At 67.3% G+C, this 17,252-nt stretch carries 15 protein-coding genes; 3 read left to right on the top strand and 12 right to left on the bottom strand.

Annotated features, from left to right (window positions below):
* Positions 1–144 precede the first annotated feature (144 nt).
* Positions 145–1,077, bottom strand: a complete 933-nt coding sequence (locus EO99_RS0123850) for a glucosamine inositolphosphorylceramide transferase family protein (protein ID WP_029621069.1) — start codon at positions 1,075–1,077, stop codon at positions 145–147.
* Positions 1,061–2,137 carry a glycosyltransferase gene (locus EO99_RS0123845; RefSeq protein WP_051680060.1) on the bottom strand — a complete coding sequence of 359 codons (1,077 nt, stop codon included), beginning with the start codon at positions 2,135–2,137 and terminating at the stop codon, positions 1,061–1,063. Before EO99_RS0123845 ends, EO99_RS0123850 begins: the two co-directional genes overlap by 17 nt.
* Positions 2,138–2,447: 310 nt before the next feature.
* On the opposite strand from EO99_RS0123845, the gene EO99_RS0123840 reads away from it, so the two are divergent.
* Positions 2,448–4,073 (top strand): ABC-F family ATP-binding cassette domain-containing protein, encoded by a 1,626-nt coding sequence (locus EO99_RS0123840; RefSeq protein ID WP_029621067.1) that lies wholly within the window; start codon positions 2,448–2,450, stop codon positions 4,071–4,073.
* A gap of 27 nt (positions 4,074–4,100) precedes the next feature.
* On the opposite strand, the gene EO99_RS0123835 is transcribed toward EO99_RS0123840, so the two are convergent.
* Both EO99_RS0123835 and cobA read right to left on the bottom strand, forming a co-directional pair.
* The gene (locus EO99_RS0123835) at positions 4,101–5,414 is read right to left on the bottom strand and encodes a cobyrinate a,c-diamide synthase (RefSeq protein ID WP_029621066.1); all 1,314 of its coding nucleotides are present in this window, start codon (positions 5,412–5,414) and stop codon (positions 4,101–4,103) included.
* Positions 5,411–6,202: a uroporphyrinogen-III C-methyltransferase gene (cobA, locus tag EO99_RS0123830; RefSeq protein WP_029621065.1), complete on the bottom strand. Its 792-nt coding sequence runs from the start codon at positions 6,200–6,202 to the stop codon at positions 5,411–5,413. The genes EO99_RS0123835 and cobA overlap by 4 nt, the downstream gene beginning before the upstream one ends.
* Positions 6,203–6,254: 52 nt before the next feature.
* On the opposite strand from cobA, the gene EO99_RS0123825 reads away from it, so the two are divergent.
* Complete coding sequence (locus EO99_RS0123825; RefSeq protein ID WP_029621064.1) at positions 6,255–7,364, top strand: cobalt-precorrin-5B (C(1))-methyltransferase; 1,110 nt, start codon at positions 6,255–6,257, stop codon at positions 7,362–7,364.
* On the opposite strand, the gene cobM is transcribed toward EO99_RS0123825, so the two are convergent.
* From cobM to EO99_RS0123810, 3 genes are read right to left on the bottom strand one after another with little or no spacing between them, the layout of a single operon-like run.
* Complete coding sequence (cobM, locus tag EO99_RS0123820) at positions 7,340–8,122, bottom strand: precorrin-4 C(11)-methyltransferase (protein ID WP_029621063.1); 783 nt, start codon at positions 8,120–8,122, stop codon at positions 7,340–7,342. The genes EO99_RS0123825 and cobM overlap by 25 nt on opposite strands.
* Positions 8,119–8,505 carry a cobalamin biosynthesis protein gene (locus tag EO99_RS0123815; RefSeq protein WP_029621062.1) on the bottom strand — a complete coding sequence of 129 codons (387 nt, stop codon included), beginning with the start codon at positions 8,503–8,505 and terminating at the stop codon, positions 8,119–8,121. Before EO99_RS0123815 ends, cobM begins: the two co-directional genes overlap by 4 nt.
* Positions 8,502–9,755 (bottom strand): bifunctional cobalt-precorrin-7 (C(5))-methyltransferase/cobalt-precorrin-6B (C(15))-methyltransferase, encoded by a 1,254-nt coding sequence (locus tag EO99_RS0123810; protein ID WP_029621061.1) that lies wholly within the window; start codon positions 9,753–9,755, stop codon positions 8,502–8,504. The genes EO99_RS0123815 and EO99_RS0123810 overlap by 4 nt, the downstream gene beginning before the upstream one ends.
* Before the next feature lies 1 nt (position 9,756).
* On the opposite strand from EO99_RS0123810, the gene EO99_RS0123805 reads away from it, so the two are divergent.
* A complete protein-coding gene (locus tag EO99_RS0123805; RefSeq protein ID WP_029621060.1) occupies positions 9,757–10,509 on the top strand; it encodes a cobalt-precorrin-6A reductase in 753 nt (250 codons plus the stop codon).
* Here the strand turns inward: EO99_RS0123805 and EO99_RS0123800 are convergent.
* From EO99_RS0123800 to cobN, 5 genes are read right to left on the bottom strand one after another with little or no spacing between them, the layout of a single operon-like run.
* Complete coding sequence (locus EO99_RS0123800; protein WP_029621059.1) at positions 10,488–11,264, bottom strand: precorrin-3B C(17)-methyltransferase; 777 nt, start codon at positions 11,262–11,264, stop codon at positions 10,488–10,490. The two genes, EO99_RS0123805 and EO99_RS0123800, sit on opposite strands and share 22 nt — an antisense overlap.
* On the bottom strand, positions 11,261–11,998 hold the full coding sequence (locus EO99_RS0123795; protein ID WP_029621058.1) for a precorrin-2 C(20)-methyltransferase: 738 nt from the start codon (positions 11,996–11,998) through the stop codon (positions 11,261–11,263). The genes EO99_RS0123800 and EO99_RS0123795 overlap by 4 nt, the downstream gene beginning before the upstream one ends.
* Positions 11,995–12,624 (bottom strand): precorrin-8X methylmutase, encoded by a 630-nt coding sequence (locus EO99_RS0123790; RefSeq protein WP_029621057.1) that lies wholly within the window; start codon positions 12,622–12,624, stop codon positions 11,995–11,997. The genes EO99_RS0123795 and EO99_RS0123790 overlap by 4 nt, the downstream gene beginning before the upstream one ends.
* Positions 12,621–13,931, bottom strand: a complete 1,311-nt coding sequence (gene cobG / locus EO99_RS0123785; RefSeq protein ID WP_029621056.1) for a precorrin-3B synthase — start codon at positions 13,929–13,931, stop codon at positions 12,621–12,623. The genes EO99_RS0123790 and cobG overlap by 4 nt, the downstream gene beginning before the upstream one ends.
* A complete protein-coding gene (gene cobN / locus EO99_RS0123780; RefSeq protein ID WP_029621055.1) occupies positions 13,928–17,251 on the bottom strand; it encodes a cobaltochelatase subunit CobN in 3,324 nt (1,107 codons plus the stop codon). Before cobN ends, cobG begins: the two co-directional genes overlap by 4 nt.
* Position 17,252 lies beyond the last annotated feature (1 nt).

The following is a 17,252-nucleotide window of genomic DNA, read 5'->3' as shown; positions in this document are numbered from 1 at the left end:
CCCGGAACTCTGCCGCATGCATCCTGCACGCGTCGTTCGGTATCATTTTCTTTGCCGGGCTCACAAGCTCATTACAAGCACTGGGAGGCCACGACCTCGCGCCGGGGCAGTCTCCGATCATCGAAATTGCTGCTCCGGATGTCGTCAGGCAGACGACGAAGGCCTCTGCCCGAACTTCCGCAATCGCCTTCGCAGGTTCACGAGGTGTCGCGCGTGAGTGCGTTCGACGCGTTTGACATCGATAAGCGTGAGGTCTCCGCACAGGGCAAAAGTATGGAAGCCATCCGGGTGATCCGCCGACGCCAGGTCGCCCGTCAGATCCACCTCCAGATGCCGCATCGCGACGTGCTCCGGCGTCAGGGCGTCGAAGCGGAGGAAGCGCAGGCTGCCACCATAGGTCCGGCTGCAGTCCTGCACCGGCAGGATCACGGCACCATCGGCGTCGACGAAGGGTGTCCCTCCCGGCCGTGCGCCGGCGCGGTCCACCAGGACCGGATTTTGCGGATGCGTCTTCCATGGGCCGGTCAGGCTGTCGGAGAAGGCGATATGAAGCTCGCGCTGATCGCGTGCGTCGGGCCCGACGATGGTGAAGAACATCCACCACATCCGGTCCTTGTAGATCAGCGAGGCCTCGGCGCCTGCCGTATCGGGCAACAGGGCCGTTTCGCGCACCCAGTCGTGGGGAAAGGCACGGGCGCGATAGAGAGCAATCTCTCCCGCCTTGTGGCTCTCCGGCACCATGAACACGTCCCCGTCGGTCTCGATCAGGAAGGGGTAGGAGAGGTGGAAGGGGCGCGCCAGGGCGACCTCACTGCCCTGCCACTGCAAGTCGGGCCCAAGCTCATGGCGCTCGATCAAGGCATGCTTCGTCCGGTAATCGAAGGCTTCCACGAACACATGCGTCGTGCCATTTCGCTGGATGCCGAAGGGATCTGCCAGATACCGCCAGGGTCCAGGGTCAGGCAGCCATGTTATCCGGGAAGACACATGCGCCAGCGCTGCTGGGTCCAGCAGTTCAAGGGCTGGTGCAGGGACAATGCCGACCCGCCAGAAGTCGCTCTTAGGCTTTGGAAGCATCGGTCAGTGGCAAGCCGGAGATGTGGGGCGGTCGTGCGGTGCGCTGCTGGAGCCTCTCGGCAACCTGAGCATAGAACTCCAGGACATTGGCAACCCCGTTCGATCGAGAGAAAGGACGCAGATCGTAATCCATCCGCGGGGCACTCACAACACGATCGGATCGGAACGTGGTGGAGAGCGCTGCAGAGAGGTCGTCGACGGATCCTGGCTGCACGAGCGTCACCGGATAGTTACGCAGATATTCCGAAGGCCCCTCGGTTGCGGTGGCTATGATCGGAAGCCCCTCCTGCATCGCCTCCAGTATCGCCAGGCCGAAGGTTTCTTCTCTGGACGGCGATATGAAGAGATCGAGGTTGCGCAGGAAACCGGAAACGTTGTCGCGATGGCCAAGCAGGTGAACTCGCGGATCGCCTGCAGCCAGCTTCGTCAGTGCCGCGCGGTCCGGGCCTTCGCCGAGGATGACCAGAGCTGCATCCTGGGGAGCCGACCGTAGAAAGGCGGAGATCAGAACGTCCTGGCCCTTGCTGGGATGCAATCGCCCGACCGCACCCACAAGCCTAGTCTCCGCGGGCAAATCGAGCTCGGCCCGCAGGTCGCAGGCTTCCCCATGCGCCGATGCGGGCAGCCAGTTCGAGACCAGACGGGCTTGCCCGGCGTAGCCGTTCAGGCGCGCCAGTTGCGCATTGTTGACGCAGATCAGGCCGTCCATCCGTGCGTGTTGTCTCGCCTTGTAGCCGACATGCAGCGTTGCGATCTTGGCAACGGTATCCGGCGCCTTCGCAACCGCCTTGCAGGCGGGGCCGAGATGGGCGTGGCACACGTCAATCGGGGTGGCGGCGATCAGGCGGCGCAGCTTCAGACCGCGCAGAAATGGCGTCCTGAAGCCGTGATAGGTGACGTTGTCGGACAACAGGGCGGCGATCGGAGCGCCGGCACGTCCCACGACCCGGACGTCATGGCCCAGTGCGGCCTGCTCGTTGGCGAGGTCTATGCAATAGCGTTCCGATCCCGCGAGCCGCGATGTAAACAGGACGTGCAGAATGCGAAAACGATGCAACACGGAAGATCAATCCCACAAGCGGTTCTGCCGCCAGATGGTGGCACAGGTAAGCCGCAAAGCACATTTCCGACGCGGAGGCAATTTCTATTCGTGATTACAGCTGAATCCGGATGCTTCGGAGTGACATCCGAGCATCCGTGGGCGCTCGAGCTCGGGAATGTATCGTCCGGACGTCTGTTTGCCAGATGCCCCCGTCACGTCTTGCTGTATTGAACAAGTTTCTTCTTGCCGACGACCTGGCGAAAAACCTTACACAGCCAGCGTCGAGCATGCCATAAGGGCGCCGCAACGCGACGCCTGGGCCAAAAACATGATCCGTATCGAGAATATCAGCAAGCAGAACAGCCACCGCCTTCTCTTCATCGAGGCCTCGGCGGCCTTGAACAAGGGCGAGAAGATCGGCCTCGTCGGGCCCAACGGGGCCGGCAAGACGACGCTCTTTAGGATGATCACCGGCGAAGAGCAGCCGGATGATGGTCAGGTGGCCGCCGAAAAGAATGTCTCGATCGGCTATTTCAACCAGGACGTCGGCGAGATGGCAGGGCGCAGCGCCGTGGCCGAGGTCATGGAAGGCGCAGGCCCCGTCAGCGAGGTTGCCGCGGAACTCCGGCAGCTCGAGGCGGCAATGTCGGATCCGGACCGCATGGACGAGATGGACGAGATCATCGAGCGCTACGGCGAGGTCCAGGCACGTTACGAGGAGCTCGACGGCTATGCGCTCGAGGGCCGGGCGCGGGAAGTGCTGGCGGGTCTCAGCTTCTCGCAGGAGATGATGGACGGCGATGTCGGCAAGCTCTCAGGCGGATGGAAGATGCGTGTCGCGCTCGCCCGGATCCTGCTGATGCGGCCCGACGTCATGCTGCTCGACGAACCGAGTAACCACCTCGATCTCGAAAGCCTGATCTGGCTGGAGGAATTCCTGCGGGGATATGACGGCGCGCTCTTGATGACATCGCACGACCGCGAGTTCATGAACCGCATCGTCACCAAGATCATCGAGATCGATGCCGGCTCACTCAACAGCTATTCCGGCGACTACGGGTTCTACGAGGAGCAGCGGGCGCTCAACGAGAAGAACCAGCAGGCGCAGTTCGAACGGCAGCAGGCGATGCTGGCCAAGGAAATGAAGTTCATCGAGCGCTTCAAGGCGCGCGCCTCGCATGCCACGCAGGTCCAGAGCCGGGTCAAGAAGCTCGACAAGATCGACCGCGTCGAGCCGCCCCGGCGGCGCCAGACGGTGGCCTTCGACTTCCTGCCTGCGCCGCGCTCGGGAGAGGATGTCGTCAACCTGAAAAACGTCCACAAGGCCTATGGCAGCCGCACCATCTACAAAGGGCTGGACTTCATGGTCCGCCGCCGCGAGCGCTGGTGCATCATGGGCGTCAACGGTGCCGGCAAGTCGACGCTTCTGAAGCTCGTCACCGGCGCCACCGATCCGGACGAAGGCCGCGTCTCGCTCGGCGCCAGCGTCAAGCTCGGCTATTTCGCACAGCATGCGATGGATGTCCTGGATGGCGACAGCACCGTCCTGCAGTGGCTCGAGGAGCGTTTCCCCAAGGCAGGGCAGGCGCCGCTGCGCGCCCTGTCCGGCTGCTTCGGCTTTTCGGGCGACGACGTGGAGAAGCGCTGCCGGGTGTTGTCGGGCGGCGAAAAGGCACGACTGGTAATGGCGGCGATGCTGTTCGACCCGCCGAATTTCCTCGTCCTCGACGAGCCGACCAACCACCTCGACCTCGATACCAAGGAAATGCTGATCAAGGCGCTCTCGGCCTATGAGGGCACCATGCTCTTCGTTTCGCACGATCGGCGCTTTCTCTCGGCGCTCTCCAACCGCGTGCTGGAGTTGGCGGAAGACGGCATCCACCAGTATGGCGGCGGCTATACGGAATATGTGGAGCGGACGGGCCAGGAAGCGCCGGGCCTGCTGCGGCAGTAGCCGCAGCGAGGTTCGCCCCGTCCACGCCTAGCCTCGGGCGATGGCGTGGAAGAAGCTGCCGCTGACATGTCCCCGGCGTCCGCCGGAAAAGCCGATCTCCTTGCCCAGGCCATCGGCGATGGTCGCCAGCGGTTCGTCCGTGCCGGGGGCGATGACGCGGGCATAATGGAATTCGTGGCCGCGGATCGTCTCGCCTTTCAGGCCCAGCGGACTGTCGGCCAGAAGCGTGGCCTGGCGGTAGCCGAGGTTCATCTTGCGCTTGGCAAAGCTCGTCTGGTGGGAGAGCAGGCCGGTCATCCGGTGCATCTCGCCTTCGGCATCCTCCAGCGCTTCGCCCAGCACCATGTAGCCGCCGCATTCGCCGTGGACCGGCTTGACCTCCGCAAATCGTTGCATGCCGCTGCGGAAGTTTTCCGCTGCAGCCAGCGCTCCGGCGTGCAGTTCGGGATATCCTCCCGGAAGCCAGCAGACGTCGCAGTGCTTAGGCGGGCTCTCGTTGGCGAGCGGCGAGAACGGCACGAGCTCGGCGCCCGCCTCACGCCAGAGCCTGCCGAGGTGGGGATAGAGAAAGGTGAAGGCCGCATCCTGCGCCAGGGCGATCCGCTGGCCGGGCGGCGCAAGCGCGTGACTAGGCGATCCATGCGCAACGTCGAAGGGCCTGGCGGCGGCAAAGATCGCGTCCAGGTCCAGCGCTGCTTCCATCGCGTCGGCCAGCCGGTCGATATGGGCATTCATTTCCGGATGCTCGCTCGCCTGCACCAGGCCCAGATGCCGTTCCGGCAGCGTCAGGGCCGGGTCCCGCAGCACGGTGCCGAGCACCGGCAGGCCGATCTCGGCAATCGCCTCGCTGCAGAGGCTGCGGTGGCGCTCGCTCCCGGCACGGTTCAGCACGCAGCCGGCGATCTTCACCTGAGAATCGTAATGGGCAAAACCATAGGCGACCGCCGCAGCCGTCTGCGATTGTCCCGAGACGTCGAGCACCAGCAGCACGGGCACGCCGAACTGGCGCGCCAGGTCGGAGGCCGCACCGGTCCGATTGCGGTCGCTGCGGATGCCGTCGAAGAGGCCCATGGCGCTCTCGATCAGCAGCAGTTCCGCGTCCTGCGCCTGCGCGCGCGCCAGATGGCGAAGCAGGTCCGGCTCCATGGCCCAGCTGTCGAGATTGAGGCCCGGCAGACCGGTTGCCGCCTCATGGAAGCCCGGATCGATGAAATCCGGCCCGGTCTTGGCGCCGCGCACCTTCACGCCGCGCCGGGCAAAGGCCCGCAGCAGGCCGATGGTGACACTTGTCTTGCCGGATCCCGATCGGGGGGCGCCGATGATCAGCGCGCGGGCGCTCACGTGGCCGGCTCCTGGCTCAGCAAGTCGCGCATCGTGACGATGTCGCCGATGACGATCAGCGCGGGGGCTGAAAAATCCTGGCGCTGAACTTCCCGCTCCACAGTGGCCAGCGTCGCGACCAGCAGCCGCTCGTCGGGCGTGGTGGCGGCCATCAGCACCGCCGTCGGTGTCGCAGGCGAAAGTCCCCCGTCGATCAGCAGGCGGCTGATCTCGCCGATCATCTTGAGGCCCATGTAGACGATGATCGGCTCGCCGAGCTTGGCAAGCGCGCGCCAGTCGAGGTCGTCCTCGGTGCCTGCAGCATGGCCGGTGGCCAGCGTGATCGAGCGGCTGATACCGCGCATGGTGGCCGGAATACGGGCCGAGGCGAGTGCGGCCAGCGAGGACGTCATTCCCGGCAGGATGCGGAAGGGGATGCCGGCCTTCACCAGCGCTTCGGCCTCTTCGCCGCCGCGCCCGAAGATGAAGGGGTCGCCGCCCTTCAGCCGCAGCACCTTCTTGCCTGCCTGCGCCAGCTCGATCAGCGAGGCTGTGATGTTGTCCTGCGTCGCGGATGGCTTGCCGCCGCGCTTGCCCGCAAAATGCAGTTCAGCCGCGGTGGCAAACGCCAGAACCTCCGGCGAGACGAGCGCATCGTAGACGATGCAGTCAGCCTTAGACAGGGCATCGGCCACTTCGAGCGTCAGGTAGCGGGGATGGCCGGGACCTGCGCCGGCAAGCCAGACGTGGCCCGGCTCGAACCGGGGCGCTGCAGCAGAAATGGCGGCGATGGTATCATTCAGACTCATGCGACAACCTTTTGCCGATGACGGCGCTCGACCGCAAGGATATAGAACGCCCATGGAGACCAACGACAAGAACCTTCGCCGGGGCTGGACCACGGGCACCTGCGCGGCTGCCGCCACCAAGGCCGCCTGCATGGGGATGCTCGAAGGTCGCTTTCCGTCGATGGTCGAGGTCACGCTGCCGGGCGGCCAGCGACCGGCCTTTGCCGTCGCGCAGGAGGAAATCGGCGGCGATTTCGCCCGGGCGGGCATTGTGAAGGATGCCGGCGACGATCCGGACGTGACCCATGGCGCGTTTATCGTCAGCACCGTGCGGCGCGGACAGCCGGGAGCCGGCATCACCTTCCACGCCGGCAAAGGCGTCGGCATGATCACCCGCGCCGGCCTGCCGCTGCCGCCGGGGGAGCCTGCCATCAACCCGGTTCCGCGAAAGATGATCGCCGCGGCGGTTGCCGAGGTGATGGGCGGGGACGCCGATCTTGCTGTGGAAATCTCCGTCGTTGACGGCGAGAAGCTGGCCGAAAAGACGCTCAACGGGCGTCTCGGCATCGTCGGTGGGCTGTCCATCCTCGGCACGACGGGCATCGTCATTCCGTTTTCCTGCTCCGCCTGGATCCATTCGATCTGGCGTGGGATCGACGTCGCGCGCGCCGCCGGCCTCACCCATGTGGCGGGTTCCACCGGCAATGCCTCCGAAATGGCCGTCGCCGCCCATCACGGCCTGCCGGACGTCGCCCTGATCGACATGGGCGATTTCGTCGGCGGCATGCTGAAATATCTGCGCGATCATCCGGTCCCCCGCATCACCGTCGCCGGGGGCGTCGCCAAGATGACAAAGCTCGGCCAGGGGATGCTGGACGTCCACTCCAAGCGCGGTCTTCCGGACCTCGAGGCGCTGGCGCAGGTGGCGCGGGACTGCGGGGCAGGCGAAGAGCTTTCTGCTCGGATTGCCGGCGCCAACACGGTCGCCGAAGCTTTCGACCTCGCCTCCGAAGCGGGCGTCGAGATCGGCAACCGGATTGCCGCCCGGGCCTGGACGACGGCCGCGAAAGTCCTGAAGCAATCCGAGATCTCGCTCGAGATCCTGGTGTTCGATCGCAACGGCCGTCTCAGGGGACGGGCTGACTTCACCCCCAGTGATCATGCCGAACCCGTGTCGTCCTGAGGCCAGCCGGGGCGGAAGCGCCGCACATAGTCGGCGTTGTATAGCTGGCTCTCGACAAAATCGGCGGCGCCGAGGCCACGGCCAACGAAGATGATCGCGGTGCGCTCTACCGGTTCGGCGGCAAGCTTCGCTTCGATGTCGGACAGCGTCCCGCGGATGATGCGCTCCTCCGGCCAGGACGCGCGGACGACGATCGCGACGGGGCAGTCCGTGCCGTAGAAGGGCAGAAGCTCTGCCACCACCCGGTCGATGGCGTGGATGGCGAGATGGATCGCCAGCGTTGCACCTGTCGCACCGAAGCCGGCCAGCGTTTCGCCGTCCGGCATTTTCGAGGCGCGGCCGGAGATGCGGGTCAGCACCAGGCTCTGGGCGACTTCCGGGATCGTCAGCTCGCGTCTCAGCGCGGCGGCGGCGGCGGCAAACGAGGGCACACCGGGCGTCAGCGTGTATTCGATGCCGTGTTTCTCCAGCCGCCGGATCTGTTCGGCGACTGCGCTCCAGACCGACAGGTCGCCGGAATGCAGGCGCGCCACATCCTTGCCCTTGCGGTGCGCGGCCAGATACTCGGCCTCGATCTCGTCCAGCGACAGTGCGCCGGTGTCGATGATGCGGGCGTCCGTCGGGCAGTAGTCGAGGAGCTCGCGCGGCATGATGGAGCCGGCGTAGAGGCAGACCGGGGAGCGGGCGAGGATATCGCGGCCGCGCACGGTGATGAGGTCGGCAGCGCCGGGGCCTGCTCCGATGAAGTGGACGGTCATGAGGTTTCTCCGGAGCGGGCGAGCGCGCAGGTGGCGCCCTCGGCAATCACACGTGCCACGATCAGTTCGGACGCCGGACCGGCAGCGGCCAGTGCTGCCGCTTCCGACAGGCTGGGGGAGACGGTTCTGGCAAGGCTGTGCTGCGAGACCGTCCGCGTCCGTGGCTCGGCGGCGGTCAGGTCTTCGTCGGCCACGATGTGAAGCGGCAGGCCGAGGTGGGTCGCCAGCTCCAGGATGCCCGGCTCGTCTTCCTTGATGGTTCCGGTCGCCAGCGCGGTGACAGTGGCAGGTTCGAGGCGAGCTTCCTGGCAGGCGAGCAACAGGGCCGCCCTCACACTCTCCATTGGGGTGCCCCGACGGCAGCCAAGACCCGCGACGATCATGTGTCGCCCCCGTTCTTCTGCCAGGTCCACTGGGTGACCGGCATGGCCGACCGCCAGCCCTGCATGTTGCCCACGGGTTCCGCGCGGCTCACCTGCAGGCGGATGAGATGACCGCCGAACCGGGCCTGTGCCGCCAGCAGGACGGCCTCCATCTCGAGCGTCACGGCATTGGCGACCAGGCGCCCCTCCGGCTTCAGGCAATCCATCGCCGTCTCCAGCACGCCCGGCTCGCTGCCGCCGCCGCCAATGAAGATCGCGTCGGGTGGTTCCAGCCCAACAAGGGCTGAAGGCGCGCTGCCCTCGACGATCGAGAGCCCCGGCACGCCGAAGGCCTGCGCATTGCGCCGCGCCCGGGTGGCCCGCACGGGATCGGCCTCGATGCCGATCGCGCGCATGGAGGGATGCCGGAGCATCCATTCGATGCCGATCGAGCCGGAGCCGGCGCCGATGTCCCACAGCAGTTCGCCCCGGCGTGGCGCAAGCGCCGACAGGGTGACGGCGCGGATCTCCCGCTTGGTCATCTGGCCGTCGTGCTCAAAGAGGTGGTCGTCGAGGCCGGTGGCCAGTGGCAATATCCGCGCCGGTCCGTCGGTGCGGATCTCCAGGGCGACGAGGTTGAGCTCGTTGATGTCCTCAAGAGCAAAGGCCGATGCACTGGATGTCCGGATCCGCTCGCTCTCGCCGCCCAGGGCCTCGAGAACGGTCAGAATCGAGCCCCCGAAGCCGGCCTCGGCCAGCAGCCGGGCAACATCTGCCGGGCCACGGCTATCCGAGGTCAGTGCCAGCAGGCGGCGGCCGGGGTGGAGGAGGGGGCGGATCAGGTCGACCGGTCGGCCATGCAGCGAGACCGTCTCGACATCCTGCAGCGCCCAGCCGAGGCGGGCTGCCGCCAGCGAGAAGGCGGAAGGCGCCGGGAAGGTTGCGTATTCCTGCGGCTCGAGATGCCGCGACAGGGTCACGCCGACGCCGAAGAGGAAGGGGTCGCCGGAGGCCAGCACGCAGACCGGCGTGCCGCGCAGGGCCAGCACCTCGCGCATCTGCGGGTCGAAGGGGGCAGGCCAAGGCTTGGCCTCGCCGCGGACCAGCGCCTGCGCCAGCTCTAGATGCCGCCTGCCGCCGAAGACGGTGGTTGCTGAGCGGATCGCCTGCCTGGCGTTTTCGCCCAATCCGGCAATGCCGTCCTCGCCGATGCCGACGATGGACAGCCAGCGGTCTGCCGTTGCATGGTCGGCGCGCGACTCAGGAGGCATCGTGAAACACTCCATCCTCATTCTCGGCGGTACTGCGGAAGCCCGCAAGCTTGCCGAACGACTGTCGGGCGATCCGCGTTACCGCCTGGAGCTGTCGCTCGCCGGGCGCACGCTGGTGCCGGCCGAACATGCGGTGCAACTGCGCGTCGGTGGCTTCGGTGGTGCCGACGGCCTGGCGGAATACCTGCGCGAAAACCGCATCGCGATGCTGATCGATGCCACGCATCCCTATGCGGCGCAGATCTCCGCCAATGCCGCGGCTGCCTCGCGCCTGTCGGGCGTGCCGCTGCTGGCGCTGCGCCGCGCGCCTTGGCAGCGCCAGGAGGGCGACCGCTGGCATGCGGTGGCAAGCGTCGCGGAAGCCGTCGCCGCTCTCGGCGATATGCCGCGCCGGGTCTTCCTGACGCTCGGACGCCAGGAGCTCCTGCCCTTCGAGGCGGCGCCGCAGCATGACTATCTGATCCGCAGCGTCGATCCGGTCGAGCCGCCGCTCGACGTCCCGCATGCGGTCTACATCACCGATCGTGGCCCCTTCGAGGAGGTGCAGGAGGCGGCGCTTCTGTCGCGCCACGGCATCGAGGTGATCGTCGCCAAGAACAGCGGCGGACCGGCCAGCTACGGCAAGATTGCCGCCGCCCGGGCGCTCGGGATCGACGTCGTGCTGATCGAGCGACCTGCGCTCCCCGACGTCGAGGCGGTCGGCTCCGTCGAGGCGATGATCGAACGCCTCGTTCATGCGCTGCCGCCTCTGTAGCTGCGCGGCGAATAGACGAGTGGCGGCCTGCCGTCGCGGGCGATGATACGGGTCTCGGGCGAGCCGACGATGACGCAAGTCGCCATATCGGCCATGTTTCCTGCGGCGTCCTTCAGCGCGACGGTGCGGATGACCTCGTCAGCACGGCCTGCAGCCCGTCCGAAGATCACCGGCACGTCTGCAGGCAAATGCGTGCGCAGGATGTCGAAGGCGGCGTCCAGCTGATGCGGCCGCGCCTTGCTGATGGGATTGTAGAAGGCCATCACGAAGCCCGCCTCGGCAGCCGCCACCAGGCGCTTCTCGATGATCTCCCAGGGCTTCAGGTTGTTGGACAGCGATATGGCGCAGAAGTCGTGGCCGAGCGGCGCGCCGGCCCGTGCGGCCACCGCCAGCATGGCCGTTACCCCCGGGATCACCGAGACGTCGATATCCCGCCACTCGGCCGGCCCGTCCTCGATCGCCTCGCAGACGGCGGCCGCCATGGCAAACACGCCGGGATCCCCGCCGGAGACGACGCAGACTTTGCCTCCCTCTGCCGCCATTGCCAGCGCCGCCTTCGCGCGCGCCAGTTCCTCGCGGTTGTCGGAGGCGTGCCGGCGCTGGTCGGGGCGCAGCGACAGCCGGTCGATATAGGGGAAATAGCCGAAGAAATCTTCGGAGCCCACGATCGCTGCCGCTGCCTCCGGCGTCATCTGGTCCGGACTGCCGGGGCCGAGCCCGACGACCACTAGGGAACCGGCAGCAGACTTCGTCATGGCCGCGCCTTCCAGCCGGGGACGAGGACCAAGGAAAAATAGGGTGCCGGGCTTTCGTCGCGGTCGGCAAGCCGCTGCGCCGAACCGTTGCTCATCGTACCGCGCTCGACGTAGAGCGCCTCCGAGAGCTTGCCGACGGCCTGCAGGGCGCGGCGGATCTTCGGCAGGTTGCGACCGACCTTCATGATCACGGCGCCATCGGTATCCGACAGTCGTTCGGTCAGCTTTTCCTCCGACAGGGTGCCGGGCAGCACGCTCAGGATATCGTCGCCCTGCACCAGCGGCAGGCCGGCCATGGACCAGCAGCCGGACATGGCCGTGACGCCGGCGACCACCTCGGCCTCGTAATGAGGTGCCAGCCGCACGTGCAGATGCATGTAGGAGCCGTAGAAGAGCGGATCGCCCTCGCTCAGCACCGCAACATTCCTGCCCTCGTCGAGATGGACGGCGATCTCGCGTGCCGAGCGATCGAAGAAGTCGGCGATCGGGCCGCGATAGTCGGCCTCGTCCTTGTGCGTCTCCACCGTCACGGGATAGACGAGCGGCAATTCCACCGTTCCGGGCTTTATGTGAGCCTCTACAATCGTGCGGCCGTTGCCTGCGCTGCCCTTCTTGCAGAAGAAGGCGACGACGTCGGCCTCGGACAGCGCGCGCACCGCCTTCAGCGTCAGAAGTTCCGGATCGCCCGGCCCGGTGCCGACGCCGGTGAGCCTGCCCTTGACCGCGACGGTCACAGTCCCGCCCTCGCCAGCGCGTTGACGGCGGCTGCCGTCATCGCCGATCCGCCCATGCGTCCGCGCACGACCGCATAGGGAATGCCGAGCGGGCTTTCCATCAGCGCCTCCTTGGATTCGGCTGCGCCGACGAAGCCGACCGGCATGCCGATGATCGCGGCCGGCCGGGGCGCGCCGGCATCGAGAAGCTCGAGCAGGCGGAAGAGGGCGGTCGGGGCGTTGCCGATCGCGACCAGTGCGCCGTCCATCTCGTCCCAGAGGTCCAGCGCTGCAGCCGAGCGGGTGTTGCCGATGGTGCGGGCCAGCTCGATGGTGCGGCTGTCGCGCAGGGTGCAGATCACCGGGTTGCCGGCGGCGAGACGAGCGCGGGTCACCCCATGCGCCACCATTTCCGCGTCGCAGAAGATCGGCTTGCCAGCCTTCAGGGCGCCGCGTGCCTTGGAGACGAAGTCATCGGAAAAGCGAAAATGCTCGGCTGCCTCGACGAGGCCGCAGGCATGGATCATGCGGATGGCGACATCGGCCTGCTCGGCAGTGAAGGCCGAAAGGTCCGCCTCTTCGCGGATGATCGCGAAGGATTTCTCATAGATGGCGTCGCCCTCGCGGATGTAGTCGTAAGCGGTCATGGTTGTCCTGACATGAGATGGGCAGAAATGCGGTCCGGCCCGAGCCGGGACAGGCAGGCTGCGGACTGTTCGCCGTCGCGGCGTTCGGTCCTGACGAGGGCGGAGACACGGCCAAGTGCAGTGGCGATATCTTTCGGGTCGATCACCGCGAGGGCCGGATCGGCGGCGCGACCGGCAATCCAGGCCAGTCCGGCCGGCGTGCCGCAGAGCGTGAGCGGCGAAGGTTGCGGATGGGCGCAGCCCTTGGCGCATCCCGAGACGTGCAGCTTGAAGGAGCCATCCAGCAGGTCGCCGCATTCGCGGGCGGCGAGGGCGCCGAGCGCATGCGTCTCGACCTCTCCGGATGCACAGGCGGGGCGACCGGGGCAGGCGGCGATGGCGCTGCGGGGATCATTTCCGGAGGTGACGAAGCCGTTGAGGTTCGCAAAGGCGATCAGTCTTTCGCAGGCGTCGGGCGGGCCGAAGAAGATGAGCGAATGATCGAGCGCCGGCTTCACCGCCGTCATGCCCAGAGCCACGGCCTCCTCGCAGAGTGCGGTAAGTTGTTCGGCATCGATCTGGCCGAAGGCCGGGCCGATACCCGCCGCCGCGCGACCCGCTGCGAGCCGGTGGAGACCGAAGGGCGAAACGGACTGTGTGGCCACCGAATTGCGCGGCAGACCGGATGCCAGATCTCGACCCCGAGCCTTAGTGCCTTTCGATGCCAGTTCGCCAAGCAGGGCGAGCGCTGCCGGAGCCGCCTCGGCCTCGCTGAGGACAGCGTGAACCCCGCCGGCCGCCTCCGTGCCGCCGAGCAGCAGCGTCCAGCCGATGCACCCGCCGTGGCGCTTCGCCACGAGCCGGATGTCGGCGAGCAGATCGGACAGGCGCAGGCGCCCGCCACCGTCGACGACGACGCTCATCTTCGGCGCAAGACCTGCGATATCGGCGGCACCCTTGCGGATCGCTGCGGCCAGGGCGCGGGGATCGGCGATTTCGTCGGGGTCCATGCCGGCCAGCGGCGGTACTTCCACTGCCAGCCCCTCGCGCAGCGGCAGCTGCAGGGCGCGGACCTCGGCATCGAGTTGGGGCGCGGAGAGGGCGGTGAGCCCACGAACCTGCAGATTGCCGCGTGCGGAAATATCAAGGATGCCGTTGCCGTGCCGACGGGCCAACTGGCAGAGGGTCGCCAGCTGCGATGGATGGAGTGCCTCCGTCAGCGCAATGCGCGCCAGCAAGCCGTCGCCGGTCTGCATCGGGGCGGAAAGGGCGGGGCAGGCGCCGCGGCGCATGTCGAGGGCGGTTCTGTCGAGGGAGAGCGCCGTCATGCCGCCTTCTCCCCGAACAGCATCTCCAGCTCCTGGTCGACGGCATTGCGGCGGGGGTGCCAGAGGCCACGGCGCAGGGCGGCGCGGAAGCGCTCGCCCATGTAGCGCGCGCCTTCCGGGTTCTCTGCCAGCAGGAAGTCGCGCACCACCTCGTCGACCACATAGGCCTCGTAGGTCGCCTCGATCAGCGCATGCGGAATGGCGTGGGTGGTCTCGGCAAAGCCGATCAGCCGGTCGACCGTCTCCACCAGTTCGGCAGCACCCCGCGGTCCGTGGCGCATCTGGCCGGCGATGAAGCGCGGGTTGACGGCGCGCGCCCGCACCACCCGGGTGATGGCTTCGCAGATCGAACGGGCTCTCGGATTGTTCGGGTCGGTGGTGTCCAGCGCGATGACATCGGCCTTGCCGCCGAGTGCCGCGACGGCGGCGGAAAACCCGCCGATGAAGGCGACGTCCGCGGAGCCGTCGAGCAGATCGCGACCGGGATCATCGCCGGTATGGACCAGAAGATCCGCCGACCGGATGCGCTCCGCAAACTCTCCGCGCGCCTCGGCGGCGTCGCCTTGCGCGCCGGAAAACGCATGGCTCGTGGCATCGAGATAGATGCGGCCGAGCTCTTCGCGCTCGTCCCAGCTGCCGTCGGCCAGCCGGTCCTCGATGCCGGCGCCATAGGTGCCGGGTGCCGAGCCGAAGATGCGCGCGGGGACGCTGCCCCGCTCCTTCGCCTCTTCGGCGAGCGGATTGTCGCCCGGCGCCTCGTCGCGGACCGCAATGGCCCGGGTGGCGGCATCCAGCAGCGCGATCAGCGCGGGGAACATGTCGCGGAACAGGCCGGAGATGCGCAGCGTCACGTCGATGCGCGGGCGGCCGAGCGATGCCGGCGGCAGGACCTCGATGCCGGTGACGCGCCCCGTCATCGGATCATGGACGGGGCGGGCTCCCATCAGCGCCAGGACCTGCGCCACTTCCTCGCCGCCGCTGCGCAGCGAGGCGCTGCCCCAGAGATCGAAGACGAGGCTGGTCGGCCAGTCGCCGTGGTCCTGCAGGTATCGGCGCAGTACCTCATCGGCCGCCTTGCGGCCCAACTCGAAGGCCGTTGGCGTCGGCAGCGTGCGCGGATCGCTGGCAAAGAGATTGCGGCCGGTCGGCATCACGTCCAGCCGACCGCGGGCCGGCGCTCCGGACGGCCCGGGACGGACATGGCGCCCGTCGAGGGCGCCGAGCAGGGCATCGCGTTCGGCGGCTGCGCAGGCCATCCTGGACGGGTCGTCGTCGTTGACCGCCACCGCGCCATAGACATGCTGGCCGTCCTTGATCGAAAAATCCTTCAGGTCGCAGAGAAAGGCGTCGATGCGGGTGAGCGCCGTATCCGGGTCGTCGTCGCGCGAGACGCCGGCTTCGTCGGCGAGCCCGAGTTCATGGGCGGTGTCGACGATCAGCTTGGCCAGCCTGTCGCGGCGCCGGCGGTCCAGGCCGTCGGCCTGCGCGTATTCGTCGACCAGCAGTTCCAGCCGCGTCTGGCTCTCGGACAGACCGGCGCCGGCCAGAACCGGCGGAAGATGGCCGATGGTAACGGCGGCGATGCGCCGCTTGGCGACGGCCGCCTCGCCCGGATTGGAGACGATGAAAGGATAGATGACGGGCAGGTCGCCCAAAACGATTTCCGGGAAGCATTCGCCCGAGAGCGCAGCGGTCTTGCCCGGCAGCCACTCCAGCGTGCCATGGGCGCCGACATGAACGATGGCATGGGCTTCGAGTGCGGCCTGAATCCAGGCGCCGAAGGCGAGCAGCGCGTGACGCGGCGGCAGGTCGGGGTCGTGATAGTCGGCGCGCCGGTCGCCGTCCCGGCCGCGATCGGGTGCCAGCGCCACGGTGATATTGCCGAAGCGGGCAGCCCGGAAGCGGAATGCTCCGCCTTCGGCCTCCGGATCGCTCTCTGCCGCACCCCATGCGGCTGTAGCGGCAGCGCGGGAAGCTTCGGGCAGGTTCTGGAAGAAGGCATGATAGGCATCGACAGGCAGCGCCGCCTGCCGTTTGGTCAAAAGATCGAGAAGCGCCCGAGGCGTCTCGGGGATGCTGTCCACTGCATAGCCGGCTGTCGAAAGTTCCCTCAGCATGCCGAGCACGCTCTGGGGCACGTCGAGGCCGACGGCATAGCCGGTGCGGCCCGGCGCATTCGGATAGTCCGGCAGCAGGATGACCACCTTGCGCTCGGCCCGGGGCGTCGCCTTCATACGCAGGAAGCGGGTGACGCGTTCGGCGACCTGCTCGACCCGGTCCGGTTCCGGCTGGTTGACGAGGCTGGATGCGGTGCTGCCCTGCTTGAAGGAGATCGGCCCGGCCAGCAGCCGGCCGTCGAGTTCCGGCAGCACGACATGCATGGCGAGATCGGAGGGGCCGAGGCCGCGGCGGTTGTCCCGCCAGGCATCGCGCTGCGTTGTTGCAATGACAACCTGGAAAACTGTGACGCCAGCGCGATCGAACAGGGTCGCGCCATCCGCATCGGCGCCGGCGGCGAAGGCCGTCGTCGCCAGGATCGCTGCGGGAGAGAGATCGGCGAGCGCCTGCTCGACGAATGCCAGGCTGTGCTCGTCCTTCAGGCTGCCGACGAAGATCGGCACCGGGGCGTAGCCGCGACGGGCAAGCGCCTCGAAAAGCGCGTCGATGGGTGCCGCGTCATTGGCGAGCAGCATGGAGCGGTAGAAGAGGATCGGCAACCTCGGCGCGTCGGCCGGGAAGGAGGCCAGCAGGTCCTCGAGCGCGACGGGCCCTGTTGCGGGCTCATAGAAACCGGCCTTGGGCATGACCTGCGCCGCTTCCAGCTCCAGCTGTTCGCCGCGCACGAGAGCGGCAAGTCGTGACGCCAGCAGGCGCATGTTCTGCGGCCCGCCTTCGCGCAGGCAAGTCAGGATGGCCAGGAGTTCCGGTTCGTCGACCGTCGAAGCCGCGGCAAGGCGATCGTCCCGGACGCTGCATTCGCCGGGCAGCATGACGAGCCTGATCCCTTTGGAGCGTGCCATGCGCGCCAGTTCCTCGGCGCCATACTGCCAGCGGTCGTAGCCGCCGAGGATCCGCACCAGGATCAGCTTCGCCTGCGAGGCCGTCTTCTCCAGCCAGAGGTCCACCGACATCGGATGCCGGAGGTCGCTGAGGTTGGCCGTCGCCAGGGAGAGAGTACCGTCTATCGGCCAGCCGGCGGCGATGCCGTTCAGATCGCTGCCGGAAAAGGACAAAACCACCACATCAGCCGGCGCCTGGTTCAGGTCGACCGGCTCGATGAGGTCGTCGAGAGACGACGATGTGGTGGCCAGAATATGCATG

The sequence above is a fragment of the Pseudorhizobium marinum genome (genome assembly GCF_000705355.1).
GTDB classification, from domain to species: domain Bacteria; phylum Pseudomonadota; class Alphaproteobacteria; order Rhizobiales; family Rhizobiaceae; genus Neorhizobium; species Neorhizobium pelagicum.
The sequence above is the reverse complement of the archived record's forward strand: the minus strand, read 5'-3'. Positions and strand labels throughout refer to the sequence as shown.